The 26,517-nt window shown below is 57.6% G+C and carries 32 protein-coding genes; 15 read left to right on the top strand and 17 right to left on the bottom strand.

Annotation, left to right across the window (positions count from 1 at the left end):
• Window positions 1-30: 30 nt before the first annotated feature.
• Together JHL21_RS05600 and JHL21_RS05595 are read left to right on the top strand one after the other, a co-directional pair.
• Window positions 31-654 carry a CoA pyrophosphatase gene (locus JHL21_RS05600; protein ID WP_169195672.1) on the top strand — a complete coding sequence of 208 codons (624 nt, stop codon included), beginning with the start codon at window positions 31-33 and terminating at the stop codon, window positions 652-654.
• A complete protein-coding gene (locus JHL21_RS05595; RefSeq protein ID WP_200212397.1) occupies window positions 651-1,814 on the top strand; it encodes a CCA tRNA nucleotidyltransferase in 1,164 nt (387 codons plus the stop codon). The genes JHL21_RS05600 and JHL21_RS05595 overlap by 4 nt, the downstream gene beginning before the upstream one ends.
• On the opposite strand, the gene JHL21_RS05590 is transcribed toward JHL21_RS05595, so the two are convergent.
• From JHL21_RS05590 to JHL21_RS05575, 4 genes are all read right to left on the bottom strand, one after another.
• Window positions 1,811-1,996 carry a DUF1059 domain-containing protein gene (locus JHL21_RS05590; protein WP_169195670.1) on the bottom strand — a complete coding sequence of 62 codons (186 nt, stop codon included), beginning with the start codon at window positions 1,994-1,996 and terminating at the stop codon, window positions 1,811-1,813. The genes JHL21_RS05595 and JHL21_RS05590 overlap by 4 nt on opposite strands.
• Before the next feature lie 66 nt (window positions 1,997-2,062).
• Window positions 2,063-3,196: an AAA family ATPase gene (locus tag JHL21_RS05585; protein WP_200212395.1), complete on the bottom strand. Its 1,134-nt coding sequence runs from the start codon at window positions 3,194-3,196 to the stop codon at window positions 2,063-2,065.
• A gap of 65 nt (window positions 3,197-3,261) precedes the next feature.
• A complete protein-coding gene (hemF, locus tag JHL21_RS05580; RefSeq protein ID WP_248306012.1) occupies window positions 3,262-4,134 on the bottom strand; it encodes an oxygen-dependent coproporphyrinogen oxidase in 873 nt (290 codons plus the stop codon).
• A 74-nt stretch (window positions 4,135-4,208) separates the two neighbouring features.
• Window positions 4,209-4,679, bottom strand: coding sequence for a tRNA (cytidine(34)-2'-O)-methyltransferase (locus JHL21_RS05575; RefSeq protein WP_200212394.1), 471 nt, complete (start codon window positions 4,677-4,679; stop codon window positions 4,209-4,211).
• Window positions 4,680-4,916: 237 nt separating this feature from the next.
• On the opposite strand from JHL21_RS05575, the gene petA reads away from it, so the two are divergent.
• The 5 genes from petA to JHL21_RS05550 all read left to right on the top strand — a co-directional run bounded on the left by petA (window position 4,917) and on the right by JHL21_RS05550 (window position 8,482).
• The gene (gene petA, locus JHL21_RS05570; protein ID WP_169195667.1) at window positions 4,917-5,444 is read left to right on the top strand and encodes a ubiquinol-cytochrome c reductase iron-sulfur subunit; all 528 of its coding nucleotides are present in this window, start codon (window positions 4,917-4,919) and stop codon (window positions 5,442-5,444) included.
• A gap of 15 nt (window positions 5,445-5,459) precedes the next feature.
• Entirely contained in the window at window positions 5,460-6,713 is a 1,254-nt protein-coding gene (locus JHL21_RS05565; protein WP_169195666.1) for a cytochrome b N-terminal domain-containing protein, read from the top strand.
• A 14-nt stretch (window positions 6,714-6,727) separates the two neighbouring features.
• Complete coding sequence (locus JHL21_RS05560; protein WP_200212392.1) at window positions 6,728-7,570, top strand: cytochrome c1; 843 nt, start codon at window positions 6,728-6,730, stop codon at window positions 7,568-7,570.
• Window positions 7,571-7,725: 155 nt separating this feature from the next.
• Entirely contained in the window at window positions 7,726-7,920 is a 195-nt protein-coding gene (locus JHL21_RS05555) for a hypothetical protein (RefSeq protein WP_169195664.1), read from the top strand.
• Between the two features lie 28 nt (window positions 7,921-7,948).
• Window positions 7,949-8,482, top strand: coding sequence for an adenine phosphoribosyltransferase (locus JHL21_RS05550; protein ID WP_169195663.1), 534 nt, complete (start codon window positions 7,949-7,951; stop codon window positions 8,480-8,482).
• A 55-nt stretch (window positions 8,483-8,537) separates the two neighbouring features.
• On the opposite strand, the gene JHL21_RS05545 is transcribed toward JHL21_RS05550, so the two are convergent.
• The 6 genes from JHL21_RS05545 to JHL21_RS05520 form a co-directional block, all read right to left on the bottom strand.
• On the bottom strand, window positions 8,538-8,936 hold the full coding sequence (locus tag JHL21_RS05545) for a GFA family protein (protein WP_200212390.1): 399 nt from the start codon (window positions 8,934-8,936) through the stop codon (window positions 8,538-8,540).
• Window positions 8,937-8,998: 62 nt separating this feature from the next.
• Window positions 8,999-9,391 carry a VOC family protein gene (locus JHL21_RS05540; RefSeq protein ID WP_200212388.1) on the bottom strand — a complete coding sequence of 131 codons (393 nt, stop codon included), beginning with the start codon at window positions 9,389-9,391 and terminating at the stop codon, window positions 8,999-9,001.
• Window positions 9,392-9,562: 171 nt separating this feature from the next.
• Window positions 9,563-10,582, bottom strand: a complete 1,020-nt coding sequence (locus JHL21_RS05535; protein ID WP_200212386.1) for a TerC family protein — start codon at window positions 10,580-10,582, stop codon at window positions 9,563-9,565.
• Between the two features lie 228 nt (window positions 10,583-10,810).
• Entirely contained in the window at window positions 10,811-11,155 is a 345-nt protein-coding gene (locus JHL21_RS05530; protein WP_182394184.1) for a hypothetical protein, read from the bottom strand.
• A gap of 31 nt (window positions 11,156-11,186) precedes the next feature.
• Window positions 11,187-11,744 carry a MaoC family dehydratase gene (locus JHL21_RS05525; protein ID WP_182394183.1) on the bottom strand — a complete coding sequence of 186 codons (558 nt, stop codon included), beginning with the start codon at window positions 11,742-11,744 and terminating at the stop codon, window positions 11,187-11,189.
• The gene (locus JHL21_RS05520) at window positions 11,741-12,220 is read right to left on the bottom strand and encodes a MaoC family dehydratase (protein ID WP_182394182.1); all 480 of its coding nucleotides are present in this window, start codon (window positions 12,218-12,220) and stop codon (window positions 11,741-11,743) included. The genes JHL21_RS05525 and JHL21_RS05520 overlap by 4 nt, the downstream gene beginning before the upstream one ends.
• Before the next feature lie 196 nt (window positions 12,221-12,416).
• Here JHL21_RS05520 and ychF point away from each other — a divergent pair, with 196 nt between their 5' ends.
• From ychF to JHL21_RS05505, 3 genes are all read left to right on the top strand, one after another.
• On the top strand, window positions 12,417-13,514 hold the full coding sequence (gene ychF, locus JHL21_RS05515) for a redox-regulated ATPase YchF (protein ID WP_169195656.1): 1,098 nt from the start codon (window positions 12,417-12,419) through the stop codon (window positions 13,512-13,514).
• A gap of 167 nt (window positions 13,515-13,681) precedes the next feature.
• Window positions 13,682-15,157, top strand: a complete 1,476-nt coding sequence (locus JHL21_RS05510) for a multicopper oxidase family protein (RefSeq protein WP_200212384.1) — start codon at window positions 13,682-13,684, stop codon at window positions 15,155-15,157.
• Window positions 15,158-15,329: 172 nt separating this feature from the next.
• Window positions 15,330-16,676, top strand: a complete 1,347-nt coding sequence (locus JHL21_RS05505) for an alpha-glucosidase/alpha-galactosidase (RefSeq protein WP_200212381.1) — start codon at window positions 15,330-15,332, stop codon at window positions 16,674-16,676.
• 222 nt (window positions 16,677-16,898) lie between these two features.
• On the opposite strand, the gene pth is transcribed toward JHL21_RS05505, so the two are convergent.
• Complete coding sequence (pth, locus tag JHL21_RS05500) at window positions 16,899-17,630, bottom strand: aminoacyl-tRNA hydrolase (protein ID WP_200212380.1); 732 nt, start codon at window positions 17,628-17,630, stop codon at window positions 16,899-16,901.
• Between the two features lie 71 nt (window positions 17,631-17,701).
• Window positions 17,702-18,295: a 50S ribosomal protein L25/general stress protein Ctc gene (locus tag JHL21_RS05495; RefSeq protein WP_169195652.1), complete on the bottom strand. Its 594-nt coding sequence runs from the start codon at window positions 18,293-18,295 to the stop codon at window positions 17,702-17,704.
• 241 nt (window positions 18,296-18,536) lie between these two features.
• Here JHL21_RS05495 and JHL21_RS05490 point away from each other — a divergent pair, with 241 nt between their 5' ends.
• Window positions 18,537-18,968 (top strand): hypothetical protein, encoded by a 432-nt coding sequence (locus JHL21_RS05490; RefSeq protein WP_200212378.1) that lies wholly within the window; start codon window positions 18,537-18,539, stop codon window positions 18,966-18,968.
• A gap of 72 nt (window positions 18,969-19,040) precedes the next feature.
• Here the strand turns inward: JHL21_RS05490 and JHL21_RS05485 are convergent, their stop codons facing one another.
• The 4 genes from JHL21_RS05485 to lgt all read right to left on the bottom strand — a co-directional run bounded on the left by JHL21_RS05485 (window position 19,041) and on the right by lgt (window position 22,787).
• Window positions 19,041-19,973, bottom strand: a complete 933-nt coding sequence (locus JHL21_RS05485; protein ID WP_169195650.1) for a ribose-phosphate pyrophosphokinase — start codon at window positions 19,971-19,973, stop codon at window positions 19,041-19,043.
• A 115-nt stretch (window positions 19,974-20,088) separates the two neighbouring features.
• Window positions 20,089-20,853, bottom strand: coding sequence for a peptidoglycan editing factor PgeF (pgeF, locus tag JHL21_RS05480; RefSeq protein ID WP_200212376.1), 765 nt, complete (start codon window positions 20,851-20,853; stop codon window positions 20,089-20,091).
• Complete coding sequence (locus JHL21_RS05475; protein WP_367948159.1) at window positions 20,850-21,929, bottom strand: class I SAM-dependent methyltransferase; 1,080 nt, start codon at window positions 21,927-21,929, stop codon at window positions 20,850-20,852. The genes pgeF and JHL21_RS05475 overlap by 4 nt, the downstream gene beginning before the upstream one ends.
• A gap of 33 nt (window positions 21,930-21,962) precedes the next feature.
• Window positions 21,963-22,787, bottom strand: a complete 825-nt coding sequence (lgt, locus tag JHL21_RS05470) for a prolipoprotein diacylglyceryl transferase (RefSeq protein ID WP_200212374.1) — start codon at window positions 22,785-22,787, stop codon at window positions 21,963-21,965.
• 195 nt (window positions 22,788-22,982) lie between these two features.
• Between lgt and JHL21_RS05465 the strand changes: the two genes are divergently transcribed.
• The 3 genes from JHL21_RS05465 to proC all read left to right on the top strand — a co-directional run bounded on the left by JHL21_RS05465 (window position 22,983) and on the right by proC (window position 24,880).
• The gene (locus JHL21_RS05465) at window positions 22,983-23,228 is read left to right on the top strand and encodes an accessory factor UbiK family protein (protein ID WP_200212373.1); all 246 of its coding nucleotides are present in this window, start codon (window positions 22,983-22,985) and stop codon (window positions 23,226-23,228) included.
• Window positions 23,229-23,558: 330 nt separating this feature from the next.
• Window positions 23,559-24,059: a YbjN domain-containing protein gene (locus JHL21_RS05460; RefSeq protein WP_169195647.1), complete on the top strand. Its 501-nt coding sequence runs from the start codon at window positions 23,559-23,561 to the stop codon at window positions 24,057-24,059.
• Window positions 24,059-24,880: a pyrroline-5-carboxylate reductase gene (proC, locus tag JHL21_RS05455; RefSeq protein ID WP_200212371.1), complete on the top strand. Its 822-nt coding sequence runs from the start codon at window positions 24,059-24,061 to the stop codon at window positions 24,878-24,880. Before JHL21_RS05460 ends, proC begins: the two co-directional genes overlap by 1 nt.
• A gap of 63 nt (window positions 24,881-24,943) precedes the next feature.
• Here proC and JHL21_RS05450 read toward each other — a convergent pair whose 3' ends face one another.
• Window positions 24,944-25,465, bottom strand: coding sequence for a MarR family transcriptional regulator (locus JHL21_RS05450; RefSeq protein WP_349236552.1), 522 nt, complete (start codon window positions 25,463-25,465; stop codon window positions 24,944-24,946).
• Window positions 25,466-25,601: 136 nt separating this feature from the next.
• Between JHL21_RS05450 and JHL21_RS05445 the strand changes: the two genes are divergently transcribed.
• Window positions 25,602-26,495, top strand: a complete 894-nt coding sequence (locus JHL21_RS05445; protein WP_169195645.1) for a branched-chain amino acid aminotransferase — start codon at window positions 25,602-25,604, stop codon at window positions 26,493-26,495.
• Window positions 26,496-26,517: the final 22 nt, after the last annotated feature.

Here is a 26,517-nt window from a genome sequence, read left to right as displayed (position 1 = left end):
CTTTGCGTTCGGCTGCCCTAATCTGGCGCTATGACTATTCGCGACGAAGCATTCCTTTCTCGACTGAGCAGCCGCCTGTTGCAGGTTCCGCCAGTACACGCCGGAGAGCTGGTGCCCGATTGGGCGCCGTTGACACCCTATGACCGTCCGCCTGTTGCGGCGGCAGTGATGATTGCTTTGGTCGAGCGGCCTGAAGGGTTGACGGTGCTCTATACGGAGCGGTCGCCCGATTTGCGGGCGCATTCGGGGCAGGTGGCTTTTCCCGGCGGCAAGGTCGACAAGACCGATGCCGATGTGGCGGCGGCGGCGGTGCGCGAGGCCAATGAAGAGGTGGGAATGCGGGCGGAGGATGTAAAAATTCTCGGCTATCTGCCCACCTATTACACGGGCACGAATTATCTGATTACCCCGGTGGTGGCTTTGGTCAGTCCGAGTGGGCCGTTTGTCCCTAATCCGGGGGAGGTGCATTCGGTGTTTGAAGTGCCACTGTCGCGGATATTGGAGCGATCCACCTATGGGCGCTTTAAAATCTCACGGCAGGGGAAAGAACACACCACTTGGCAGATCGACCATGATGGTCACATGATCTGGGGGATTACGGCCAATCTCACGCGGAAATTCCGAGATTTGGTGATGGATGAGGATGCTGCATGACGCCGACCAAGCTTAAAGCGGATTGGCTCGCTCTCCCGGCTGTGCAGAGTATTTTTTCGGTGCTCGACGGCGCTGAGGGGAAAACCCGCGCGGTCGGTGGGATTGTGCGCGACAGCCTGCTCGGCTCGCTTCGGCCCAATACCGATATTGATATGGCTACCGAGTTGTTGCCGGTGAGCGTGATGCAGCGCGCGAAAGCTGCGGGCATAGCGACCTATCCGACGGGCATAGACCACGGGACAGTGACGCTACGGCTCGACGACACGAACGTGGAAGTGACGACCTTGCGCAAGGACGTGGAGACCGATGGTCGGCACGCGCAGGTGGAATTTGGCACAGACTGGGTGGAGGACGCTCAGCGGCGCGATTTTACGATGAACGCGCTCTATGTGGAGGCTGATGGGACGGTATTTGATCCGCTGGGCGGGTTGGGCGATCTCCACAATCAGCGCGTGCGCTTTATTGGTGATGCGGCGATGAGAATCGCTGAGGACGGTTTGCGGGTCTATCGGTTCTTCCGATTTTCGACGACGCATGGTGGCGGGCAGTTTGATGCTGAGGGGCTGGCTGCTTGTCGCGCGGCCTCGGGGCACTTGGACCATCTCTCGCGCGAGCGTGTTGGTTCGGAGCTGATGCGGATGCTGGCGCAGCCGAAAGTGGTGCGGACTTTGGCGGTCATGCAAGGCATCGGCCTTGTCCGGGCGACCGAAAAGCAGATTGCAAGCCTTGTTACCTATGAGGACCTTGGCGGTCGCTCCGCCGAAGCGCGCTTGGCGCTTCTGGGAGCGGATAGCCTGCCGCTGCGTCAGGACGAGTGGCGGCTTTCCGGAGCATTGGTGGCTAAGGCGCAGCGTATTGCTGAGGCAGCAGAATTGCTGACCCAGGACCAGCCGAACTGGGCCGCCTATCGGTTTGGCGAAGACGCAGTTGAAGGGCTGGCTGTTGCGGCGAGCAATGATGACTGGCCACGTGATCGGCTTATGGAAGCGGCACGAGAATTGGCGCGACTGCCCGCGCAGCCGCTGCCCGTATCGGGCAAAGACCTGATGCATCACGGCCTTGCCGCTGGCCCGGAAATGGGTCAACGGCTAAAAAAGCTTGAGAAGGCTTGGGTCGAGAGCGGTTTTACGCTCTCAAAGGATGAACTCCTCGCGCTTTAGGCGCGGGGACCAACGTCGACGATCCGCTCTTTGATGCGCTCGACCATGTCGGGGCGCACTTCCGTTTCGCCGTGCAAAGATTTGAGATTTTCGACAGCGCGACGCACGACTTCGGCTTCTGATTCTGCCTCTGCGTGCCAGGTTGCGCCTGGGATGAGTGTTCCAGCATCAAATCGCTTCATCACGTAACTCCTTGGTTTGACCTTGGGCGTGTCCGGGCCCAACGAGTGGGCGGGGTATGGGTTCCGCTAATCTTCGTCATCGGGGAAGAAGCCCATGTCGGAAAGGCCTTCGAGCCAGGTTGAACCCTTGCGACGGATAACGGTGCGCGGGGCCACGCCTGTGGCGTCTTCAAGAGCTTGAGCGAGCGCTTGGGAGTGGGTGACGACCCAGACTTGGGTTCGCTCAGAAGCGCGGGCGATGGCTTGCGCCAGAGCGGGCAGAAGATCGGGGTGGAGTGAGGCTTCAGGCTCGTTGAGAGCGATGAAGGGGGCGGGGCGGTAGCCGAGGAGTGCGCCGAGCAGGGCGAGAAACTGCAATGTACCATCGGAGAGTTCCGCAGCGCCGAAGGGGCGATTGGGAACCTCAGGGAAGGTCATGGTGAAACTGGCGTATTTGTCTGGCGGCGGGATGTCGAGGCGCGCACCGGGAAAGGCTCGGTCAATTGCTGCATCAAGATCGACGGTATCGCCGCGAATATGTTTGAGGGTGGCAAAGACCGCGCCGAGATTGCTGCCGTCAGAATCGAGCATGGGCGAGGTGATGGCAAGCGAAGGTCGGCGCAGAGGAGAATCTGGGTCGGTGCGGAAGCCATGATAGAATCGCCAGCTTGCGAGCATGTGGCGAACGGCATCGACCTCGGGGAGGGTGCCGCGCAATGACGAGAGGGCGGTTTCGCTCGGCAGGAGCGGCTCATCGAGCTGGCGGCGCGCGCCATTATCATCGCGATACCACACGGCTGAGCGATTGCGCTCCAGCAGCGTCACGGGACGGCGACCGGGCAGGATCAGGCTCTCGGATTTGATCTGGGGTTCTTCGGAGAAGACGGCTTCGTATTTGCTGTCGCCGAAACCGACTTCAACGGCGTAGCGCGGCAGGATGACGTCGGAGCCATTGTCGGCTTCAAGACCGACTTCCAAGCTGAGGCGCGGCACATCTTTGACCCCGCGCTCGCCCGCCCAGAGGACCGAGCCAAGCCCACCTTCGCGTGCGATGGCGTGGGTAATGGTGCCACTGGCTGCAGCTTGCAGGAGTTCGAGGGCGCGATAGAGATTGGTTTTGCCCACGCCATTTCCGCCGGTCAGCACGGTGAGGCGGCGCAGGGGGAAGCGGATCGATCGAACCGAGCGATAGGCTTTGATCTCAAGGTCAGAAACAGTCATGGCGCCAGTCAATCAGAAGGTGAGTGAGGGCGCCATGATCAAATGTGAGTTGGGTCAGGAGCCGATCAGGGCCACTTTACCGCAGGCGGCATGGAGGAGAGGATGGAATTGATATTGCCACCGGTCTTCAGGCCAAAGGTCGTGCCGCGATCATAGAGCAGGTTGAATTCGACATAGCGCCCACGGCGAACCAGCTGTTCGTCGCGCTCAGCTTCGGACCAGTTCTTTTCAAAATGGCGGCGAACGAGCTTGGGATAGATGTCGAGGAAGGCTTCGCCGACAGCGCGGGTGAATTCGAAATCGGCATCCCAATCACCAGTATTGAGGTGATCGTAGAAAATGCCGCCGATACCGCGATGTTCATTGCGGTGTGGCAGGAAGAAATATTCGTCGCACCATGCCTTGAGGCGATCGTAATCGACGCCCGGACGGTTTTCGCAGGCGGCCTTCATGGCAGCGTGGAAATCGATAGTGTCGGTATCGTCCTGTGTGCGCTTAACGTCGAGAACTGGCGTCAGGTCGGCGCCGCCGCCCCACCACTGCTTGCCCGTGACGATCATGCGCGTGTTCATATGCACGGCGGGAACATGGGGGTTCCAAGGGTGGATGATGAGCGAAATGCCCGAGCTCCAGAAGCCCGCACCCGCTTCGGTGCCTGGCATCTGCTTGGCGAAGTCTTCGGAGAAGGTGCCGTGCACAGTTGAGATGTGCACGCCTGCCTTTTCAAAGACGCGGCCGTGAAGCATGCCCATTTCGCCGCCGCCGCCAGCGGCGCGATCCCATGGGGAAATTTCAAACTTGCCGGGCGCCCTATCGGCATGAGGTCCGGTGACCTCAGCTTCAATAGCCTCCAGCTCCGCCACGATCTTGTCTCGCAGAGTGCGGAACCAAGCTTGCGCAGCGATTTTCTTGTCGTCGATATCGATTGGCAGTGTCATGGCGGGGGACATGTACCTTTATGCGGAAACTGTAAAGGGTCCTAGCAGCATGGGGGGATGCCGTGCGGATAGTTTCAAATGTCTTCAGCGTAACTGCCAGTCTGACGGATGGCTTCTCCTAAAGCCATAGCGCCAGCGATAGCGATATTGAGAGAGCGCAGGCCTTCTCGCATGGGGATACGGATACGAAGGTCGGCGCGTTCTGCGACCTCATCTGGCACGCCAGCGCTTTCACGTCCAAGGAGCAAAATGTCGCCAGCGACAAACTGCGCCTTATAAAGTGATGAACTGGACTTGGTTGTCATCAAAACCAGCCGCCTGCCTTGGGAAATCCGCCAGTCTTCAAAGGCTGAAAAGCTGTTGTGCTCAACAAGATTGGCGTGATCGAGGTAATCCATTCCAGATCTTGCGAGATTTTTCTGGGTGATGGCAAAGCCGGCTGGATGAATAACGTGAACTGGTACTCCCAGGCACGCTCCCAAGCGCAAAAGGGTCCCGGTATTTGCTGCAATGTCAGGTTGATAGAGTGCAAAATCCAAGGCCATGACTAAGTGTTCATCTTTCGCAAGGGTGGAGCACGCATGATCCACGGGTATAGTGTCGCAGGAGGGTGCTGTCAGTTGTCGCACTCTGGACAAGTGCCCGTGACAGTGCAAAAAGGACCCTAACTGACGGACCGCTTGAGGGCGGACGGCGGTCGATTCTGCATATTCTCCTATTTGCATAATCGATAATGCCGCTGCCGGCTCCGTCAAAGGTGCATTCGTACGGGGATACGGACTTTGGCCACAGAAGTAGAACATTCATCCACGAACCGGCGGGACTTTTTGTACGTCGCCACGGGCGCTGTTGGCGCTGTTGGCGCAGCCGCCGTGGTCTGGCCGCTGATCAATCAGCTCAATCCGGACGCTTCAACACTGGCTCTCGCCAGCATCGAATTCAACCTAGGCGCAATCGAAGAAGGCCAGTCGGTAACCATTACCTGGCGCGGTCTTCCTGTTTTCGTACGTCACCGTACGGCTGCTGAAATTGCTGAAGCCAAGGCTGTGCCTTTGTCGGATCTGAAGGATCCGGAAACAGATGAGCAGCGCACCAAGGAAGGTCACGAACAGTGGCTGGTTATGGTTGCGAACTGCACGCATCTTGGTTGCGTACCAGTTGGTGAAGCTGGTGAGTTCGACGGCTGGTTCTGCCCGTGCCATGGTTCGCACTATGATACCGCAGGCCGCATTCGCAAGGGTCCCGCGCCGACAAACCTCGTCGTGCCGCCTTATGAATTTGTCAGCGATACGCTGGTTAAGATCGGTTAGTGGGGGACTTACCCGATGGCTTCTGAACACTCGAATTATACTCCGGGATCCTCAGTCGAGAAGTGGCTCGATGACCGCCTGCCGGTCGTGCGCTTCGCTAAAGAGCACTTGATGGATTTCCCCACTCCGAAGAACCTCAACTACTGGTGGACCTTCGGCGCTATTCTCGTGATGTGCCTTGGCGTGCAGATCGTGACCGGGATTATCCTGGCCATGCACTACACCCCGAACGTCTCGATGGCTTTCGACTCGGTTGAGCACATTCGTCGTGACGTCAACGGCGGCCGCATCATTCAGGCGACCCATGCTGTGGGTGCGTCGATGTTTTTTGTCGCACTCTACATTCATATCTTCCGTGGGCTGTATTATGGCTCGTATAAGGCACCACGTGAAATCATCTGGATTCTGGGTGTGCTGATCTTCATCCTCACTATGGCTACCGCCTTTATGGGCTATATCCTGCCGTGGGGTCAGATGAGCTTTTGGGGTGCTACCGTTATTTCTAACGTGTTCACCGCAATTCCGGGCATTGGTGAAAGCATTAAGCAGCTCGTTTTGGGTGGATTTGCCGTTGGCAACCCAACCCTGAACCGCTTCTTCTCGCTGCACTACCTGCTGCCGTTCATCATCGCTGCGGTGGTGGGCTTGCACATTTGGGCGCTTCACGTACCGGGTAATAACAACCCAATTGGCGTCGAAGTGAAGGATAAACGCGATACCGTGCCTTTCCATCCGTACTACACGATGAAAGACCTGTTCGCGATGGTGCTGTTCTGCATCCCCTTCGCTTGGTTCGTCTTCTTTGCGCCGGACATTCTGGGCCATGCCGACAACTACATCATGGCGAATAGCCAGGTAACGCCGGCTCACATTGTTCCAGAGTGGTACCTGCTTCCGTTCTACACCATTCTTCGTGCGGTTGACTTCAACATCCTGTTCATCGACTCCAAGCTTGGCGGTGTTATCGCCATGGGCGGTTCGATGCTCCTGCTGTTGGTTCTGCCGTGGCTCGATACTTCCAAGGTTCGTTCGGGTTCGTTCCGTCCGATGTTCAAGTGGTTCTACGCTCTGTTCGTGATCAACTTCATCGGTCTGGCTTACCTCGGTGCGCAACCGGCAGAAGGCGTCTACACCACATTGGCAAAAGTCTGCACTGCATACTACTTCATCTACTTCCTTGTGATTCTGCCGGTGCTTTCGCGGATTGAAACGCCAAAGCCGCTGCCGACCAGCATCTCCGAGAGTGTTCTCGGCAAGGTACACTCGTGAACGAGGCGAGACCTATGTCAAAAATCAAAACCATTGCTATCGCAATGGCAGTCGCAGCAGGCCTTGCTGCGACTCCAGCCTTCGCCGCCGGCGAAAGTGCTCCAATCGAACGTCAGAACTGGTCGTTCGGCGGTCTGTTCGGTACCTACGATCAGAACCAGCTTCAGCGTGGCTTCCAGATCTATCGTGAAGTTTGTGCGAGCTGCCACGGTGCGCGTCTTCTCTCGTTCCGTAACCTTTCGGAAGAGAATGGCCCGTCCTTCTCGGAAGAACAGGTCAAGGCACTTGCTGCTGAGTACGAAGTCGCTGATGCAACCGCAGAAGGTGGCGTACGCCCAGCTGTTCCAGCGGATCGTTGGCCGAGCCCGTTCGCGAGCGACGCTGAAGCAGCCGAAGCAATGGGCGGGTCGTTCCCACCTGACTTCTCGGTGCTGGCAAAGGCTCGCGGCGTCAAGGACGAGTTCCCGACCTGGATCTTCAACTACTTCACTGGCTACCAGGAAGGCGGCGCTGACTATATCTATGGTCTGCTGACCGGCTACCGCGATGAAGCACCAGAAGGCTTCGAGCTCCCAGATGGCAAGTCGTACAACGACGTGTTCCCTGGTCATGCTATCGGCATGGCACCTCCGCTGTCTGACGGCTCGGTGACGTATGAACCAGGTCCAAACGGTGAAACCGTTCCGGAAACCCTGGACCAGTACGCCCATGACGTTTCTGCCTTCATGATGTGGGCTGCAGAGCCTCACCTCGTGAGCCGCAAGGAAACCGGCTTCATGGTTCTGATCTTCCTCATCGGCTTCGCCGGTCTGCTTTATGCAACCAAGCGCAAGCTCTGGAAGGGCATCGAGCACTAAGTGCACGCTCGCTGAATGTTTAAGGGGCCCGTCGGGCCCCTTTCTTTTTGGTGGTTCGGGTAAACTAATCCGCTCACGCTTGCGCCATGCTCTTGCCATCGGGTGGAAGTATGGTGATATTCCCGTGAAGTCGCTGTGTTGAGAGAAGGACTGAGATGTCCGCTGTACGTCTGGCCGTTACGGTCGTTACTACTGCTATCACCGTCAGCCGTCACCCAGCGGTTCGCGCGGGGATTCAGGCAGTGGCTCAGAACCCAAAAACGCGCGAAGTCGCGATCAACACATCCCGGAATGTCGCCTATAGCGCTGGCGTTCTGGCGCGGCATCTTTTGGGCCGCAACAAAACCTAATTCTTAAATTCTAGCCTCAAGGCCGCAGATGTCGCTCGACCTGAAGTCGCTCGTCCGTACGATTCCGAATTATCCCAAGGAAGGGATTCTGTTTCGGGACATCACCACCCTGATCGAGCATCCGGAAGGGTTCCGTCAAAGCGTTGAACAGATCGCGGCTCAATATCGCGATCAGGGGTTCACCCATGTCGCTGGTATTGAAGCGCGTGGTTTCATTTTTGGCGCTGGCGTTGCCATCGCGATGGGCGTGGGCTTTGTGCCGGTCCGTAAGCGCGGCAAGCTGCCTGGCGCAACTATCGGCCAGAACTATGTGCTTGAGTATGGCGTCGACACGATCGAGATCCATGCTGACGTACTGAACGCTGGGCACAAGGTTCTGATCGTTGACGATCTGATCGCCACGGGCGGCACTGCTATTGCTGCAGTTAGCCTCGTGCGCAGCACGGGCGCGACGTGTGACCATGCAGCCTTTGCCATTGATCTGCCCGATCTGGGTGGCGCGGCGAAGCTGGCAGCACAGAACGTTGAAGTCAGCGCGCTGATGGCTTTTGAAGGCCACTGAGCCGGTTTAAGCTGAGTGTGAAGGGGTCGAGCCGAGCTCGGCCCCTTTGTCGTTTCTACCAGTTGTTGCGGCCATCCATGGCGGTGATGGGAATGCTGGTACGGTCGAAGTCATCAATCAAATTGAGATTGAAATACATTGAGCGGGTTTCGGGGACGCCCTCGGTCGCGCCCGGCTTAAGCGTACCGTCGTCGTTGTAGATCGCGCTCCAATCGGGGCTGTCGCCCCAAGTCTGCATGCCGCAGGCCGCGCAGAAGTGATGCACGTTCAGCCCTGTCGGGTTGTAGGTGCCTTCAGCGCTGTTGGAGAGCAGCTTGAAATCCTCAGGCTTTACGCCGGTCCAAACGGCTCCCGACCGCTGGCAATAGCTGCAGTTGCAGGTGTGTGCCTCGCTTGGGGCAGAGGCAATTTCGAATTTTATAGCGCCGCAGTGGCAAGAGGCGGTCAAAGCCATGGTCAGTCTCCTCGTTATGAGTGAGTGCTAACCAGTGGTTCTGACAGAGCCTGTCAGTAGGACTAGGCGGCGATGGCTTCACGCTTGTCGATTAGGCAGAGCTGATTGCCCTCAGGATCGCGCATCACCGTATAGGTGGGCAGTACCCGATCAATGCTGGCGCCAAGCTCTTTCAGGCGATCCACCTCGGCCTGCCGATTGGCCACTTCCACATCGAGGTGGACGCGATTGTTATCGTGACGCTGTCCATCGACGTTTTGGAAGCAGAGGCTGGGGCCGGGGCCATCGACCATAACCGTTGGGTCGGTTTCGGGGGTGAGGCCAAAGACGGCCAGCCGAACCAGCTCAAGCTGGTCGTATTCGCGCAGGGCGTAGCCATCCAATGCGTTGGCCCAAAACCTTGCCAGAGCGGCAGGGTGTTCGCAGTCAAAAACGATTTGATTGATGACGCCCATGGCGCTTCTCCTCATTCTTTACCGAAGGGTTAACGGCAGAATGGGGCCAGAGCTTGAACAGAATAGGGCGAGGTCGGGGCTGGCCGACGCATTTGTGTGGGCTGGTTCACGGCGGATGAACCCAAAAAAAGAGGCCCCGGAGGGCCTCTTTCGTGTTCAGAGCTGAGCAGATTAAGGCTCGAGCTTGCCGGTTTCCGGATGGTCTTCGGCGCTGATGTTTGGCTCGTTGCGGGTCTTCCACAGGGAGTAGAAGACGCCAGCAGCAAGGATCGAGATCGTGACGCCGAGCGAGAGCAAGGTGTCGATATGGATGCCGAATGGCACCAGACAGATCTTGATACCGATGAGAACCAGAATGACGGCCAGCGATACCTGCAGGTAACGGAAGCGGTTCATTGCGGCTGCCAGAGCGAAGTAGAGCGCGCGCAGGCCAAGGATCGCGAAGATGTTCGAGGTGTAGACGATGAAGGTGTCTTGGGTGACCGCGAACACGGCTGGAACCGAGTCGACCGCAAAGATCAGGTCGACGATTTCAACCATGATCAGCGCGATGGCCAGCGGGGTCAGCCAGGTGACGAGCTTACCGGTCTTCGGATCTGGAGCCTTAACGGTGAAGTTACGGCCATGCAGTTCCTTGGTGACGCGGAAACGGGACGACAAGAACTTGTAGATCTTGTTGTCTTCCATGTTCGGCTCTTCGTCTTCGTGCTTGAACATTTTCAAGCCGGTGAAGATGAGGAAGGCACCGAAGATCGCCAGAATCCAGCTGAACTGGTGAACCAGAGCAGCGCCAACGCCGATGAGAACAGCGCGGAACAGGATCACGCCCAAGATGCCCCAGAACAGCACGCGGTGCTGGTAGAGACGTGGGATGCCAAGGAAGCCGAAGATGGTGGCGATGACGAACATATTGTCCATCGCCAGAGACTGCTCGATCAAATAGCCGGTGTAGAACTCAAGCCCGGCCTGAGAGCCGCGCTGGAACCAGACCCAAGCACCAAACGCAAGCGCGATGATGACGTAGAAGCCATAGAGCATAAGGCTCTCTTTGGCTTCGATCTCGTGTTCATCCTTGTGAAGGATGCCAAGGTCGAAGACAAGCAGAGCAAGAACGATCGCGATAAACGCGACCCAGAAGTAAACGGGGGTGCCGAGGAACTCGCCCGAAAAAGCGGACAGCAACATATCCATGTGCCGGACCTTCTCCATGTAACGTGGTGGAGCAGCTCCGACATCGCCGTAGCAAGAGCTACGACCAGAGGGGCCCGGCGCTGCTCGTATAAAATGCGCCAGAAACGGGAAAGTTTCAAGGTGTTGCCGCGAGGCAGCGCGCAAAGCACAGAATTATGCTGTGCCCAATTGGCAGCGGAACAAGAGACGGCGCGCGTGCGCTAGGTTTTTGTGGGGCGTCAGACGGGATTAGCGGACGGTGCAGAACATAACGACCGCTTCAGCTGTTTCCAGCTGCAGGGCGATATTGAAATTTTCGTCGCTGGTAATGCGGCCTGCTTGCACTGAACCATTGGCCAGCAGATTGCCATCGTTGAAGCCAACGCCGTCCTGATAGGCGGTAATCGTGCCAGTGCCGGAGCGCGTGTCGCCCATGGTTCGGCCCGCCCAACCGTATACGCCACCATACATGGTGAGAATGCCCACGCGTTCAGTGGTCTCGTCTCTGCAGCTCCAATTGCCTTCATAGGCCTGAGCGAAGGCAGGGATTGCGGTTACGGCGGTGACAGCAAGTGCAAGGGCGAATCGGCGCATAAGTGCACAGTGCCGACCCGACCTCTGTCTTTCAAGACCCGCGCTTGATCAAACTCTTGAGCAGAGGAACTTTGGCAAGGCCAAGAAGCAATTTGAGCTTGAGGGGCATCTTGTAGTCGCGCAATTTCGAGAAGCTGACGAGTTCTGCCGAGTAGACGGCTTCGCCATTCTGGTTGGTGCTCGACACATGGGTGATGAGCACGCCCCAGCCCGGAAGCGAATTGGAGACGCGCTTGGATTTGACGTACATCGAATAGGTGATGGTGTCTCCGGGGCGAACCGGCGTGGTGTATTGCATCGAACTAATGCCGGGGGAGGGACCCGAGACACCCGGCGACTGGCCGGCATCGAGCAGGCGCTTTTCTTCGGCAAAGAGCGCATCGACCATGAGCCGCTGGCCGACGGATGCAGTGTGCCAGCCGGAGGCGATGATGCCGCCGAAATGGCTGTGCTTGGCCTCTTCGGCGTCGGTATGGAAATACTGCGGATCGTAGAGCGAGGCGAACCGCACGATCTCGTCTTGAGTGAATGTGTGGCTTCCCATCGGGAAGTCTTCGTTCAGATTGATCTCTTCAAACCAGCGCGTCATGCCGCGACCTCCGGATTGCGGCACTCAACCAGATTGGCGAGGCGCATGGTCATGACCTGCTTGTTCTTTTGATTTCGAATGTCGAAATCGAGAGTGACAATGCCCCAGTGGGGGTGTGACTGCGAGCGGCGGAGCTCGGCTATCGTGACAGTGCCTGAGATGGTGTCATTGACCATGACCGGGGCTTTCCACTTCAGATCGGAAAAGCCGAGGCCGCCAGCCGACGCGATTTTGGAGAGGAAGGCGTCGACGAGGGCGCGAAGGCTCAAAGCGCCCGTCTGCCAGCCGCTGGAGGCGAGGCCACCGAGTAGGCTCTGGCGAGCTGCTTCTTCATCCAAATGGAAAGGTAGAGGATCAAACTCTGCGGCGAAAGTCGTGATCATCTCGCGTGTCAGCGTCGAGGGGGCGAGCGCAATAGTTTCGCCGAGGCGCAGGTCTTCAAAATGGAGACGATTAGCTATGACTGGATTGGTCATTTGCTTTCCCTATACGTCAATTGTTTTCTTCTGCCATAGGGTGCGGGGCACGGGCAAGGTGTTTGGGGATGGACTTGCTTCACTGAGATCATTTTCAGCACTGTGATGGGCCTTGGGAGGCAGGGAGTACACCCCGACGCATTGACTTCTGGGGCAATCCGACCCAATTGGAACCCAATGATTTCCGGAGATCCCAATGGGCTTCAAAATGGGTATCGTCGGTCTGCCGAATGTGGGCAAGTCGACGCTGTTTAACGCGCTTACGCGCACCGCCGCAGCAGCTGCTGCAAACTTCCCTTTCTGCACGATCGAGCCGAACGTCGGTGATGTGCCGGTTCCGGACGTGCGTCTGCACAAGCTTGCCGAAATCGGCAAGTCCATCAACGTATTGCCAGCACGCATGAGCTTCGTGGATATCGCCGGCCTCGTGAAGGGTGCATCCAAGGGTGAAGGGCTGGGCAACCAGTTCCTCGCGAACATCCGTGAGTGTGACGCGATTGCCTATGTGCTGCGTTGCTTTGAAGACGGCAACATCATCCACGTCGCCAATAAGGTTGACCCGCTAGCGGACGCCGAAGTTGTCGAAACCGAGTTGATGCTCGCTGACCTTGAAAGCCTTGAGAAGCGCCGCGCTGGCGTGGAAAAGAAGGCCAAGGGCAATGACAAGGACGCCAAGGTCACGCTCGATCTGATCGATCGCGCGCTGGTTGTCCTGCGCGAAGGCAAGTCGGCTCGCTTTGTTAAGCGCGATGCTGAAGAAGAAAAGGCCTTCCAGGAGCTGCAGCTGCTGACGTCCAAGCCAGTGCTCTACGTGTGTAACGTAGACGAAGGTTCGGCCGACAAGGGCAATGCGATGAGCAAGCTGGTTGAAGACTATGCTGCTGCCAATGGCGCAGGCGTTGTCATCATCTCGGCTGAAATCGAAAGCCAGTTGGCGCAGCTTCCAGACGAAGAGCAGGCAGAATATCTTGAAGGCCTCGGCCTTTCGGAAGCCGGTCTGAACCGTCTGATCCGCGAAGCCTATGACCTTTTGGGTCTGCAGACCTACTTCACCGTAGGTCCGAAGGAAACGCGCGCCTGGACCATCCATAAGGGTGACAAGGCTCCGGCTGCGGCTGGCGTTATTCACTCGGACTTTGAACGCGGCTTCATCCGCGCGCAGACCATTGGCTATGAAGACTACATCGCCCTCGGCGGTGAATCTGGCGCCAAGGAAGCGGGCAAGGCACGCGACGAAGGCAAGGAATATGTCGTCAAGGACGGCGACGTGATGCTGTTCAAGTTCAACACCTAAGGGTTTTGGATTTTTACAAGATTGAGAAGGGGTCGCTGCGGCGGCCCCTTTTTTGTTGGTCGTTTTGGAGAGCAACATCCGGGTCGATTTTAGATTGCAAACACTATTGCAGTCGAATCTGGGCTCTATGCTAACGTGCTCAGAGTAAGATCTTTTCCGGAGCCGTTATGTCTGTCTCGATCAGCCGTCGAAAGTTGCTTGTTTCTGGAAGCGCGCTTGCGGCTTCCGGTGTGGCCGCTCCTGCCTTGGCACAACACGCCCACCATCATGGCGGTGAGGTGCGGGTGACCGAAAAGCCTCTGAGCCGCGCTGTGGCGCTGGCCACGGGGGACGATATCCGTGTCCCTGAAGTGCGCCGGTCGGTGAATGGCGTGCTGGAGACCAGCTTGCGTCTTGCCTATGGGCCTGCCGATGTGGACGGCGAGACAGCCACGGTGATGAGCTTTGACGGGCAGTATCCAGGCCCAACGCTCATGGCCAAGCCGGGCGATACCATCAAGATCAAACTGGTCAATGATCTCGATGATGTGACGAACCTTCATACGCACGGTCTGCACGTGTCGCCATCGGGCAATAGCGACAACGTTATGCTCGTGATCCAGCCGGGTGAGACCTTCGACTACGAGATCAAGATTCCAGCCGACCATATGGCGGGGACATATTGGTATCACCCGCATGTTCATGGGGTGACCTATTCGCAGGTGTCGGGCGGATTGGCCGGCGCACTGATTATCGAGGGCGGGCTTGATGAGGTGGAGGGGATCAAAGATCGTGTCGATCAGCTGCTCGTCATCCAGTCGACCCAGTTTGACGAAAATAACTCCATCATCCCGTCGGATGATCAGGACATGCATCGCCAGACGCGTACGGTGAATGGGCAGATCAATCCGACGCTGCGCATTCGCTCTGGCGAAGTGCAGCGGTGGCGGTTCGTCAACGCGGCCTCGGAGACCTATCTCATGATCGGGCTGGAGGGGCATCCGCTCTATCAGATTTCCAAGGACGGTAATGCGATGACCCGTGTGGTCAAGCATGATCAGCTGCTGATCGAACCGGGTACGCGCGCCGATGTGCTGGTGCAGGGGCACATGTTCCGTGGCGCTTTTGAATTGCGCAAGACATTGTGGCTGGGTTCGCCGCGCCAGTATGAGCCGGATGAGCTGCTGGCAACGCTTGTGGTTGAAGAGGGTGATGCTGTCACCGATCACCAGATCCCAGAAGTGCTGCTGCCGCTATCGGAAGACCTGCGCGGGAAAGAAGTCGATCGGAAGCGGACAATTCGCTTTGACGTGATCCGCGGCGAGCCGGGCGGCACACGCTTTGTGATCGACGGCCAGCAGGTGGATATGAACCGCGTGGACCAGACGGTTCCGCTCGGGGCCTTCGAGGAGTGGGAGCTGGTCAACGACTCGCCCGAATGGCATCCGTTCCACATTCACACCAACGACTTCCAAGTCGTGGCGGTGAATGGCGAGCCCGTTGATGAGGTTCTCTCGTGGGAAGATACTCGTGGCATCCCGCCAAACGGGTCGCTGACCATTCGTCATCGCTTCCTCGATTTTACGGGCAAGTATGTCTACCATTGCCATCTGCTCTTCCACGAAGACCACGGCATGATGGGCATTGTTGAGGTCGTTGGATAAAATCGGAAGGGCGGGAGCGATCCCGCCTTTTTTGTGTCTCATGGGTAAAGCTTAGAAAGCCGGAATATTCGCTTTTAATCCCGGATTGTAAGTCGATGCGGTCGCGCTAGCATGGACAAAAGCGGCGGGAGGAGCCGCGGGCCGGCCTGGCCGCTATCGGAGCATTTTCTAAATGGCTAATCCTATCATCACGTTTATCGGCGCTGGCTCGTCCGTGTTCATGAAGAATATCGTGGGCGATATTTTGCAGCGTCCGGCCCTTGCCGGTGCGCAAATTCGCTTGATGGACATCAATCCGACGCGTCTTGAGGAAAGCGCGATTATCGCCGGGAAGCTGGTCAAAACGCTGGGTGTGCCAGCGAGTGTGACGACCTACTCGAACCAGCGCGAGGCGTTGACGGGGACCAATTTCGTCGTCGTCTGCTTCCAGATTGGTGGCTTTGAGCCGTCGACGGTGATCGATTTTGATGTGCCCAAAAAGTATGGCCTGCGCCACACGATTGCCGACACCTTGGGCGTTGGCGGGATTATGCGCGGCATTCGTACGGTGCCGCATCTCTGGAGCATTTGCGAAGACATGATGCAGGTCGCGCCTGAGGCGGTGATGCTGCAATATGTGAACCCGATGGCGATCAACACCTGGGCGATTGCGGAGAAATTCCCCAAGATCAAGCAGGTTGGCCTGTGCCATTCGGTGCAGGGCACGGCGCATGAGCTGGCCCATGACCTCGACATTCCATACGAGGAAATCCGCTACCGCTCGGCCGGTATCAACCACATGGCCTTCTATCTCAAGTTTGAGCATCGTCAGTCGGATGGGTCGTATAAGGACCTCTATCCGGAGCTGCACCGCGCCTATGCGGAAGGCCGCGCGCCCAAGCCCGGTTGGAACCCGCGTTGCCCCAATAAGGTGCGCTATGAGATGATGAAGCGTCTCGGCTATTTCGTTACCGAAAGCTCCGAGCACTTTGCCGAATACACCCCGTATTTCATCAAGGACGGGCGCGACGATTTGATCGAAAAGTTCGGCATTCCGCTGGATGAATATCCAAAGCGCTGCATTGAGCAGATCGAGAATTGGAAGAAGACGTCTGAGCAGTATCGCAATGCCGACACGATCAGTGTGAAGGCTTCGCACGAATATGCGTCTTCCATCGTCAATTCGGTTTGGACCGGCGAGCCCTCGGTGATCTACGGCAATCTGCGCAACAATGGGGTGATCACCTCGCTGCCGAACCAGGCCGCCGTGGAAGTGCCGTGTCTGGTCGATAGCAACGGCATTCAGCCAACCTATATCGGGGAATTGCCGCCACAGCTGGCGGCGCTGATGCGCACCAATATCAACGTGCAGGAGCTTACTGTGCGGGCGCTGATCGAAGAGAAGCGCGAGCATATCTATCACGCGGCGATGCTTGATCCGCACACGGCAGCGGAACTCGACCTCGATCAGATCTGGTCGCTGGTCGATGATCTGCTCAAGGCGCACGGGGACATGTTGCCCGAGTGGGCGCGGGGGTAAGGCTCAGCGCTGCCCCCACCTAGCCTCCCCCGGAACCGGGGGAGGGATGGGATCAAGTGTGTGGGGAGATTTGGGCTGAGTACGCACCGAACTAAAGACCCCCACCCTCAATCCCTCCCCTCAAGGGGGAGGGAGGAAGACTGAGTTGGGGGATGTTTCTGCGCCTCAGATGAAAGCAGCGGTCACCCTCAATTCGCTCCACTAGGGAGGTGGTAAGGGAGGTTATTGGCCGCCTAAAAGCTTTTTGAGCATGTCGGCCATGGGGCCGGATTTGGGGAGTTCGACCTTGGACGCCGCTGGGCGGGCTTGGCGGATGTGGCTTTGGCCTTTGGGTGCCTCAGACGCTTCTGGCGAAGGTTTCTTCGGCTTGGCTTCTTTGGCTGGTTCTTCGGGCTTGAGAGCGAGGGCGAGCTTGTTCATGAAGCCTGCGTCGTCGCCGTTGAGGAGAAGCGGGGTCTGACGGGCCAGCTCATCGAGCAGCGGCTCGAGCCAGATTTTGTCAGCCTTGGCGAAGTCGCCGAGAACGTGGTGCGTGACGTTCTCCTTGCCGGGGTGACCGATGCCGAGGCGGATGCGCTTGTAGTCGAGGCCGATCTGCGGGTCGATGGAGCGCAGGCCGTTGTGGCCGCCATTGCCGCCACCGGTTTTGACGCGAACTTTGCCCGGCGCGAGATCGAGCTCGTCATAGAAGACGTAGACGTCGCTAACGGGAATTTTGAAGAACTTGGCGATCTGCTGCACGCTGTCGCCGGACTTGTTCATGAAGGTTTGAGGCTTGAGGAGGAGCACGCGCTCGCCGCCAACATTGCCTTCGGCATACTGGCCCGAGTGCTTGGTTTTCCACGCGGAAATGCCATAGGCGCGGGCAATGGCGTCAATCGCCATGAAGCCGATATTGTGGCGGTTGCCAGAGTATTGAGCGCCGGGGTTGCCCAGACCAACGAGCAGTTTCATGAAACCAAACCTTACAAATGACTGAGGCGGCCGCAAGGCCGCCTCAGAAAGCATCGAGCTAGAAACTGAAATTATTCAGCAGCAGCTTCTTCCGACTTCAGTGCGGAAGGAGCGACGATGGTCGCGATAGTGAAGTCGCGGTCGGTGATGGTCGGAACCGCACCAGCTGGCAGGGTTACTGCCGAGATGTGGATCGAATCGCCGATTTCTGCGCCGGTCAGATCAACGGTGATTTCTTCCGGGATCTTGTGAGCGAGAACGGTCAGTTCAACAGCGTGACGAACGACGTTCAGAGTGCCGCCCTTCTTAAGGCCAGGAGCCTTTTCTTCGTTGATGAACTTAACAGCAACTTCTACGGTGATCAGCGACTTAGCCGAAACGCGCAGGAAGTCGATATGCAGTGGCATATCGCGGACAACGTCCAGCTGGTAATCGCGTGGGATTACCTGGTGGATGGTGCCGTCAACGTCGAGGTCGAGGATGTGGGACTTGAAGCCGCCTGCGTAGATCGCCTTGTAGGCGTCCTTGAACGAGACGGAAACAGTGACAGGAGCCTTCTTGTCACCGTAGATAACTGCAGGAACAAGTCCCTGACGACGTGCTTCGCGAGCTGCCCCCTTGCCCACTCCGTCGCGCGCCTGTGCCTTGAGCACTTTATTGGCCATGGAAATCATCCATTCCGGTTGGTGTACGGTGTTACACAACACCATACGCGCCCGTCCTCCAGGGGTGACGAGCGCTTCATGGGGGCGGCTATAGCGCAAAGGGGGGCGGGGAGCAAGAAATATAGTGGTTTTGCGGGCCTCTTGGCCGGGTGAAAACGCACGGGGGCGGCATAAGTGATTTGATAGGTTCGCATCCCGAAGATAGGGTCTGCCCTGTTTGTATTTATCTCGGGATTGTTCAATGAAATCAATAGTTTTGGCGTGCGCGGTGGTTCTTTGCGCGGCTGTCACTCCGGCGATGGCGCAGAGCCAAGTCGACTTCGGCGATGACAGTGGCAGCTACGCTAATGATGGCGAGTGCGACGATCCACGATTCACTGGCGCTGGCATGACGGCAACCGATCTGCTCAGCGAGGATCTGCTGGCCGATGCCACCGACTGTCAGAGCGCGTATGACGCCGGCAAGATTTCACTTCTGGGCGTGGCGGAAGACGGCAAGATTGATTTTGGCGACGACGAGGGCGAGTTCGCCAATGACGGTGAGTGCGATGACATGCGCTTTAGCGGCAGCGGCATGACCGAAACAGCTTTGATTCAGGACGACATCATGCACGACGCGACTGATTGTCGTGCGGCTGCCAAAGCGGGAACGATCGAGCTGCGTAACTCGTAAGAGCGCAAGAAAAAGCCTTCAGACCATGTTGGTGGTCTGAAGGCTTTACAGAGACCGAAAAGGGCTCAAATCTTAGTCGAACAGGCTCGAAACCGACTGTTCGCTGGCGGTGCGGGCAATGGCTTCGCCGAGGAGCGGGGCGATGTTCATGCGGCGAATATTGGCCGCCGCCTTGCTGTTTTGCGGGTCAAAGATCGAGTCGGTGATGACCAGTTCTTTGAGCTTGGAAGCGGCGATACGCTTGTCAGCTTCGCCGGACAATACGCCGTGTGTGATGTAGGCGGAGACTTCCTTGGCGCCCGCATTGAGCAGAGCTTCAGCAGCATTCACCAGCGTGCCGCCAGAATCGACGATATCGTCGATGAGAATGCAGGTCTTGCCCGATACGTCGCCGATGATGTTCATCACTTCGGACACGCCAGCGCGGGGACGGCGCTTGTCGACAATGGCGAGGTTGACGCCAATGCGGCTCGCCACATTGCGCGCACGAACCACGCCGCCAACGTCTGGCGACACGATCATCACATTGCTGACGTCGTAGTGATCCTTGATATCGCGCACCATCACCGGAGCTGCGGTGAGGTTGTCGGTTGGGATATCGAAGAAGCCCTGAATCTGCGAGGCATGCAGGTCGAGCGTTAGGACGCGGTTTGCACCAGCCTCGGTGATGAGGTTGGCAACCAGCTTTGCCGAAATCGGCGTGCGTGGTGCTGATTTACGGTCCTGACGGGCGTAGCCGTAATAAGGGATAACGGCGGTGATACGACGGGCTGACGAGCGACGCAGAGCATCGATCACGATCAGCAGTTCCATCAAGTTGTCATTGGTCGGGTAGCTTGTCGACTGTAGGATGAAGACGTCTTCACCGCGCACATTCTCATGCACTTCTACATAGACTTCCTTGTCGGCAAAGCGCTTGACCGTGCAATCGGTCAGCGGCAGCTCAAGGTAGCTCGCCACAGCTTCCGCTAATGGACGATTGGAATTGCCAGTCACCAGTTTCATGAGGTGCGATCCTGTCTCAACCGGCCCCACGGGAGCAGGGGCCAACCAGTTTCGTGGGCAGCTTTAGCGGCAGAACTTCGGACTCACAACTACACTTTTGGCCAGTGTCGTTAAATTATCGCAGAGAGATGCTAATTACGGACATTTGCCGACCGGTCTTGCGCGATTGATGGGTCGCCAGGCGATGGGAGAAATAGCGGTCTGGGTTGTCGTAGGTACAGCCGCCCACTTGTTCGATGGTGGAAACCCCTGCATCCCTTAGTTGTGCCTGCACAAATCCGGGGAGGTCGAAGTGGGCTTTGCCGCCAGTTGGGGTGAAAAACAGGTCTTCGCCAGTGGGATGCAGGGCTAGGAAATCGGCCTGGAATTGGTCGCCAACTTCGTAGTTTTGCGCCCAAATGGTGGGGCCGTATGCCGCAACAATGTGCTCAGGATCCGCACCAAGCTTAACCATAGCAGCGATGGTATTGCCGATAATGCCATCAACGGCACCACGCCAACCGGCGTGAGCGGCACCGATGATGTGCGCTTGGCGGTCGGCGAAAAGGATCGGCGTGCAGTCCGCGGTTTGAATGCCGAGAAGCAATCCGGGGGTGGCGGTGACCATGGCGTCGCCCTCGACCACGCCCGTTAGGGGCGCGGTGATGGTCTCGACATGGGTGGAGTGAGTCTGCTTGAGAACGATCAGCGGAGCACCACCCAATGAATCCGCGATAGCTTGGCGGTTGGCCTGAACACTGGCTTCGCTGTCGTCAACGGCGAGGCCGACGTTTAGGCTGTCGTAAGGGGCGATTGAGACGCCGCCTTGGCGACCGAAAAAGCCGTGACGGAGCCAATCCATGGACGCAAGGGAAGGAGAGTGTTCTGCCGACAGGGTCATGCGCCGAAACCTGACGGTTGCAGGCCGGGGCTGTGGGCGCAGAGAACTTTGAACAACTCACCCATTTGATCGGCACCGACGAGGCGCTGCTCGGCGGCGCGAATGTCTTGGGCGAGATTGGGGTTGGCCCCGGCAAGGGCCGTCGCACGGTGGCTAATGCCCATGTCGGTGAGGAACCCGCCTTGGGTCTGGAGCGGTTGGACCGCGAGGCCAGACTGGCGCGCAACGCTGGCCAGCGCCTCAAAATCGACGTGGGCGGAGAGGTCGACTTCGCCGGGCGCTTCAAGCACGTCGGCATAGGCATGGCGGCGAACACCCTGCAGTGTTTCACCAGTTTGGGTGCGGGCGTAGCCATAGTCGATGGCGAGCATAGCGCCGCCTTGACGGCTGACCAGCTGGCTCAACCGGCTCATGAGCTGTGCGCCACCGAAGCAGAATTCGAGGATTTCATCGATCGCGGCGTCGGCCACGCCGGGCGGCATGGACATGGGCGGAATGGGTGTGGGCGAGAGGCCGAAGACGCGCTTGTCGCCATCAAGCCCGATTTGACGCTCATGCCAGCCGTTTTCTTTGCGGACGAACTGACGGATCGGCAAGGCGTCAAAAAACTCATTGGCAAGAATGATGATCGGGCCGGTACCGACATTTTCAAAATTCTCGAGCCATTTGGGATCGTATGCTTCGAGGCGCGCTTTTTGTTCGGCCACAAGGGCAGGGCTGGTTTCAAAAAGGCGCAGGTCTAGCGCATCGCGGAAACCGGGGGCGCGGCAAGCAACGCGCAAGACGTCGCTCATCAGCGTGCCGCGACCGGGGCCCAGTTCGAGCAGGGTGAACGTCTTGGGCTCATTCATTTGCTGCCAGAGATTGACCACCCAGAAGCCGATCAATTCGCCGAACATCTGCGAGATTTCCGGCGCGGTGATGAAGTCGCCCTTAGCGCCGAATGGGTCTTGGTTTTTGTAATAGCCTTTGCTCGGGTGCGTGAGGCAAAGCCCCATATAGGTCGCGACCGACATGGGACCGGAGGTGCGGATCTGGAATTCGATCTGCTGCTCAAGCGTGGGGGCTTGGTTCACGTTGAACGTCTCACTTGCACTAGAGAAAGAGGATTATGGGCGGATGGGGTCTTCGCGCCGGGTCAGCGCGTAGACCACCAGAGCGATGCCGCCGAGGAGAATGGGAAGGCTGAGGAGCTGGCCCATGGTGAGCCATTCGCCATTGAGATAGCCCAATTGCGCATCCGGCAAGCGGATGAATTCGACAAAGGAGCGCGCCAATGCATAGCCAATGGCGAAAATGCCAGCGACGAGGCCCGGCTTGCGCAACCCATACAAGACATGGGTGACAACGCGGATGACGATGAAGAGTAGGAGGCCTTCGAGCAGGGCTTCATAAAGCTGGCTTGGGTGACGGGGCACTTGCATCGGGTCGGTCGGGAAGACCACGCCCCAGGGCAGGTTGGTGGGCGCGCCATAAAGCTCGGAATTGATGAAGTTGGAGACACGGCCAAGGAAAATACCAATGGTGGCCACTGCGCCGAGGAGATCAAGGCTCGACAGCCAATTGCCGCCTTTGGAGCGCGTGAAGAAGATGGCAGCGATCATCAGGCCAGCCATGCCGCCGTGGTAGGACATGCCGCCATCGAGCGTGTTGATCATCTCCAGCGGGTTCTGGCTGTAATATCCCCAGTTGTAGAACAGCACATAGCCAACGCGGCCGCCGATAACGATGGACAGCATGGCCCAGAAGGCAAAATCCCAAATGTCTTTGGCTTCAAAGGGGGGATTGCCGCGGTGCCAGAGGCGTGTGTTCTTGAGCAGGGAATAGCCATAGGCCGCGCCAAGGAAAACACCAAAGAGATAGGCCAGTGCATACCAACGGATAGCGATAGGGCCGATAGCAATGGCGATCGGGTCGATATTGGGGAAGGGCACCGATGGTTCTCCGAGGTTCGACCGAAACTTGCCAAGCAATCGTGGCAATAGAGTGCCTGAGGTAGCGCGTCGGTTGGAGCCATTCAATCCCTGTGACGTTGAGCACGTCAAAGGGCTTTGCTTGGGTACTCTGGTTTTTAGGTCCTAGGTGGCTTAAGTAAATGCAAACAATGCCCCAATGGGAACGGACACAGTATGAACCAGAACAACAAGCTATTCGACGGGCTGGGTCGTGTGATGAACGAAGCTGCTGGCGTCGCTGACGGCGTTCGCCGCGAGGTCGAAACCGTGGTGAAGACCCAAGCTCAGCGCATCGTCAACGATATGGACCTGGTGAAGCGCGAAGATTTCGACGCGCTGCGAGAGCTGGTTCACGTGCAGGGCGAAGAAATTGACGCTCTGCGCAAGGAACTGGCTGAGTTGCGCGGTAAGTCCGCTTAACAATAGCGGATTGATGATCATGCGAAGGCGCTGCGGTAACGCGGCGCCTTTTTTATTGGGAATTGTTCCAGGGCGATGAAAGTGCACCATTATGAAACGGTGCGTGCAATTTCTGTTAAACCCTCGTTAATACTTAAAGACCAAGCATCATCCACAAGAGATTGGCGTTCGGCGGTTGGCCCGCGTGCCCTGAATCAAATGCTCAGTGTAGGGTTTGCTTAGGAGGACGATTCGTAAGTCGCGGTTGCGGCGATCAAGTTCCTTCACGCGCATCCAGAACGCGCAGCAAATGCTGCGCCATGACAACGCCCTTTGTGAGGACGGAACTTCATGTCTCTGATTGAATTCGAGCCCGATCGGATGTCCCACCCGGTGGACCTAGTCGAGCACATCGCTTCGATCAACGACTGGACGTTTGAACGTCAGGACGCGGACGAGATTTCTATTTCAGTACGCGGAGGGTGGAGCGACTATCATGTGTCGTTCAACTGGATGCAGGATCTGGAAAGTCTGCACATCGCATGTGCCTTCGACTTGAAAGTTCCCGAAGCGCGGCGCGCTGAAATCAAACAACTGATCAGCCTCATCAACGAACAACTCTGGATTGGCCACTTCGACGCCTGGCACAAGGAAGGCGTTGTCCTGTTCCGAAATTCGCACCTGCTCACCGGTGGCGCGGATGTGTCGCCCCAGCAGTGTGAAGCGCTGCTTCGTTCGGCCAGCGAATCCTGCGATCTGTATTATCAGGCGTTTCAGTTCGTCGTATGGGCCGGCAAATCAGCCGCAGACGCGCTGAGCCATGTGATGTTTGAGACGGTAGGCGAAGCCTGATGACGAATTTGCAAAATTTGGGTCCGGTCATGCTGGTTGGCGCCGGCAAGATGGGCTTGGCACTGGCTGAAGGCTGGCTTGGGGCTGGATTGCCTGCGTCTAACCTCGTGCTGGTTGATCCAAACCCCAGCGAGCAAGCGCTGGCTTTGGCGGCGGACAATGGCATTGTCGTCAATAAGGAAGCTTTTGGGCTTCAGCCAAATGTGTTGGTTCTGGCGGTTAAACCGCAGGTGATCGGGCCTGTGATGGAGAGCCTTGCGCCCGTAATTGGCTCGCATACGCTGGTTCTCTCCATTGCCGCCGGTATTTCGATTGAAAAGCTTTCGGCAGGTTTGGGGACAGACCGTGTGGTGCGCACTATGCCCAATACCCCGGCTCAGTTGGGCAAGGGTGTGACGGGTGCAGTCGCTGGGTCGGGCGCTTTCGCTGAGGATCGCGCTGCGGCTGATGCGCTGTTGGCGGCTGCAGGCATGGTCCTTTGGTTCGACAAGGAAGGCGACCTCGACATCGTTACCGCGGTTTCGGGTTCAGGCCCGGCCTATGTGTTCAATATGGTTGAGGCTATGGCGGCAGCTGGTGTGGCGCAGGGGCTTCCTGAGCACATCGCCATGAAACTGGCACGCCAGACCGTGATTGGTTCGGCAGCGTTGATGGAGGCCGACCCGGCCCCGGCCAGCGTGTTGCGCCAGAACGTGACCTCGCCGAACGGCACCACTTTTGCGGCGCTCAATGTGCTGATGGCCGACGATGGTCTGACGCCGCTGATGGAGCGGGCCGTGGAAGCGGCTAAGCTGCGCAGCGAGGAGCTGGGCCGCGGCTAAGCCCGCAGCCAGCGAAAGACAGAGATAAGTGATGGCCTCCAAGCACAGTGCTTGGGGGCCATTTTACTTGAGTTTTGTCGTGAGGCTGAGCTGGTCGAGCTTGCGGTGATCTTCGGTGTCGACCATGCCAACGAGAAACTTGCGGACGATGTCGGCAGCGTCAGGGGGGAGGGCCGCGATAGAGGATTTAATGCGGCTCGCCTGAGTCGAAGACAGCACTGCGAAGAACTCGCGGCCCTTGTCCGTGGCGTAAAGCAGGCGTTGGCGACGATCCGATTGTCCGGTGCGTTGCTCGATATAACCGTTATCCACCAATTGTCGCAGCACGCGGGCGAGACTCTGCTTGGTGATTTTCAATATGTCGAGAAGATCGGCTACCGACATGCCTGGACGTAAATTGACAAAATAAAGCACGCGGTGATGAGCGCGGCCGAATTCCTGACGCTCCAAGACCGCATCGGCGTCGGCAGTGAAGTCCCTGTAGGCAAAAAAGAAAAGCCCCATGATGTCGAGCGGCAGGTCAGCATGCTCCAGCGTTGCTGAATTTATGTCAGCCTTGTTGACATTGTTTACGTCCGCAGGCATAGTTTCTCCACTGTCGCCTTCCACTTGGTCTTATCCCAAAGGTGTTCGGGTTTGCCAAGGGCATGTCCCTTATGCATGATCGGCGGCAATGGCCACCCAAGAGGATGGCTGCTCATAAATCTGCGGAGTAGGAACTATGGCAGGCGTGCCAATGGACCAGCGCGAAGGCTGGATCTGGTTTGACGGCGAACTCAAGCCTTGGAAGGACGCAAAGATTCACGTGCTGACGCACGGGCTTCATTACGCGAGCTCGGTGTTTGAAGGCGAGCGTTGCTACGGAGGCGAAATCTTCAAGTCTGCAGAGCATACTGAGCGTCTTATCCGTTCGGCTGCAACGCTCGACATGCAGCTGCCATACTCGGCAGAAGAAATTGAAGCAGCTAAGCGCCTCGTTCTGGACAAGAACGGCCTGACCGACGCTTATCTGCGTCCTGTTGTTTGGCGCGGCTCTGAGGAACTTTCGGTTCCAGCGCGCAACAACAAGGTTCACGTCGCAATCGCTGCTTGGGTTTGGCCGAGCTATTTCTCGACCGAAGAAAAGCTCAAGGGCATTCGCCTTGAGTGGTCGAAGTGGCGCCGTCCTGATCCGGCAACCATTCCGCACACGGCTAAGGCCGCTGGCCTCTACATGATCTGCACCCTCTCGAAGGATGCGGCCATGGCCAATGGTTATGCTGACGCGCTGATGCTGGACTATCGCGGTTATGTCGCTGAAGCGACCGGCGCGAACGTGTTCTTCATCAAGGGCAAGAACATCGTCACCCCGACACCGGATTGCATTCTGAACGGCATTACCCGTCAGACCGTTATCCAGCTCGCCAAGGACGCAGGTTACACTGTCACCGAACGTCATATGCAGCCGGAAGAACTGGCTGAGTTTGACGAGTGCTTCCTCACCGGTACGGCTGCAGAAGTGACCCCGGTTTCGGAAGTTGGCGAATATCGCTTTACCCCAGGCAATGGCTGCCGTGAGCTGATCGAGCTCTACACTGCTGCTAGCCACCCGGCTAAGGCTGCTGCTGCTGAATAAGTAGCGCTGAATGAAATTGAAA

The organism is Devosia sp. WQ 349K1 (assembly GCF_016595685.1).
GTDB lineage: Bacteria > Pseudomonadota > Alphaproteobacteria > Rhizobiales > Devosiaceae > Devosia.
The sequence above is the reverse complement of the archived record's forward strand: the minus strand, read 5'-3'. Positions and strand labels throughout refer to the sequence as shown.

Coding starts and splice junctions, on each gene's coding strand:
- JHL21_RS05600 (WP_169195672.1), top strand. CDS start 31: ATGACTATTCGCGACGAAGCATTCCTTTCTCGACTGAGCAGCCGCCTG.
- JHL21_RS05595 (WP_200212397.1), top strand. CDS start 651: ATGACGCCGACCAAGCTTAAAGCGGATTGGCTCGCTCTCCCGGCTGTG.
- JHL21_RS05590 (WP_169195670.1), bottom strand. CDS start 1,996: ATGAAGCGATTTGATGCTGGAACACTCATCCCAGGCGCAACCTGGCAC.
- JHL21_RS05585 (WP_200212395.1), bottom strand. CDS start 3,196: ATGACTGTTTCTGACCTTGAGATCAAAGCCTATCGCTCGGTTCGATCG.
- hemF (WP_248306012.1), bottom strand. CDS start 4,134: ATGACACTGCCAATCGATATCGACGACAAGAAAATCGCTGCGCAAGCT.
- JHL21_RS05575 (WP_200212394.1), bottom strand. CDS start 4,679: ATGGCCTTGGATTTTGCACTCTATCAACCTGACATTGCAGCAAATACC.
- JHL21_RS05565 (WP_169195666.1), top strand. CDS start 5,460: ATGGCTTCTGAACACTCGAATTATACTCCGGGATCCTCAGTCGAGAAG.
- JHL21_RS05560 (WP_200212392.1), top strand. CDS start 6,728: ATGTCAAAAATCAAAACCATTGCTATCGCAATGGCAGTCGCAGCAGGC.
- JHL21_RS05555 (WP_169195664.1), top strand. CDS start 7,726: ATGTCCGCTGTACGTCTGGCCGTTACGGTCGTTACTACTGCTATCACC.
- JHL21_RS05550 (WP_169195663.1), top strand. CDS start 7,949: ATGTCGCTCGACCTGAAGTCGCTCGTCCGTACGATTCCGAATTATCCC.
- JHL21_RS05545 (WP_200212390.1), bottom strand. CDS start 8,936: ATGGCTTTGACCGCCTCTTGCCACTGCGGCGCTATAAAATTCGAAATT.
- JHL21_RS05540 (WP_200212388.1), bottom strand. CDS start 9,391: ATGGGCGTCATCAATCAAATCGTTTTTGACTGCGAACACCCTGCCGCT.
- JHL21_RS05535 (WP_200212386.1), bottom strand. CDS start 10,582: ATGGATATGTTGCTGTCCGCTTTTTCGGGCGAGTTCCTCGGCACCCCC.
- JHL21_RS05530 (WP_182394184.1), bottom strand. CDS start 11,155: ATGCGCCGATTCGCCCTTGCACTTGCTGTCACCGCCGTAACCGCAATC.
- JHL21_RS05525 (WP_182394183.1), bottom strand. CDS start 11,744: ATGACGCGCTGGTTTGAAGAGATCAATCTGAACGAAGACTTCCCGATG.
- JHL21_RS05520 (WP_182394182.1), bottom strand. CDS start 12,220: ATGACCAATCCAGTCATAGCTAATCGTCTCCATTTTGAAGACCTGCGC.
- ychF (WP_169195656.1), top strand. CDS start 12,417: ATGGGCTTCAAAATGGGTATCGTCGGTCTGCCGAATGTGGGCAAGTCG.
- JHL21_RS05510 (WP_200212384.1), top strand. CDS start 13,682: ATGTCTGTCTCGATCAGCCGTCGAAAGTTGCTTGTTTCTGGAAGCGCG.
- JHL21_RS05505 (WP_200212381.1), top strand. CDS start 15,330: ATGGCTAATCCTATCATCACGTTTATCGGCGCTGGCTCGTCCGTGTTC.
- pth (WP_200212380.1), bottom strand. CDS start 17,630: ATGAAACTGCTCGTTGGTCTGGGCAACCCCGGCGCTCAATACTCTGGC.
- JHL21_RS05495 (WP_169195652.1), bottom strand. CDS start 18,295: ATGGCCAATAAAGTGCTCAAGGCACAGGCGCGCGACGGAGTGGGCAAG.
- JHL21_RS05490 (WP_200212378.1), top strand. CDS start 18,537: ATGAAATCAATAGTTTTGGCGTGCGCGGTGGTTCTTTGCGCGGCTGTC.
- JHL21_RS05485 (WP_169195650.1), bottom strand. CDS start 19,973: ATGAAACTGGTGACTGGCAATTCCAATCGTCCATTAGCGGAAGCTGTG.
- pgeF (WP_200212376.1), bottom strand. CDS start 20,853: ATGACCCTGTCGGCAGAACACTCTCCTTCCCTTGCGTCCATGGATTGG.
- JHL21_RS05465 (WP_200212373.1), top strand. CDS start 22,983: ATGAACCAGAACAACAAGCTATTCGACGGGCTGGGTCGTGTGATGAAC.
- JHL21_RS05460 (WP_169195647.1), top strand. CDS start 23,559: ATGTCTCTGATTGAATTCGAGCCCGATCGGATGTCCCACCCGGTGGAC.
- proC (WP_200212371.1), top strand. CDS start 24,059: ATGACGAATTTGCAAAATTTGGGTCCGGTCATGCTGGTTGGCGCCGGC.
- JHL21_RS05450 (WP_349236552.1), bottom strand. CDS start 25,465: ATGCCTGCGGACGTAAACAATGTCAACAAGGCTGACATAAATTCAGCA.
- JHL21_RS05445 (WP_169195645.1), top strand. CDS start 25,602: ATGGCAGGCGTGCCAATGGACCAGCGCGAAGGCTGGATCTGGTTTGAC.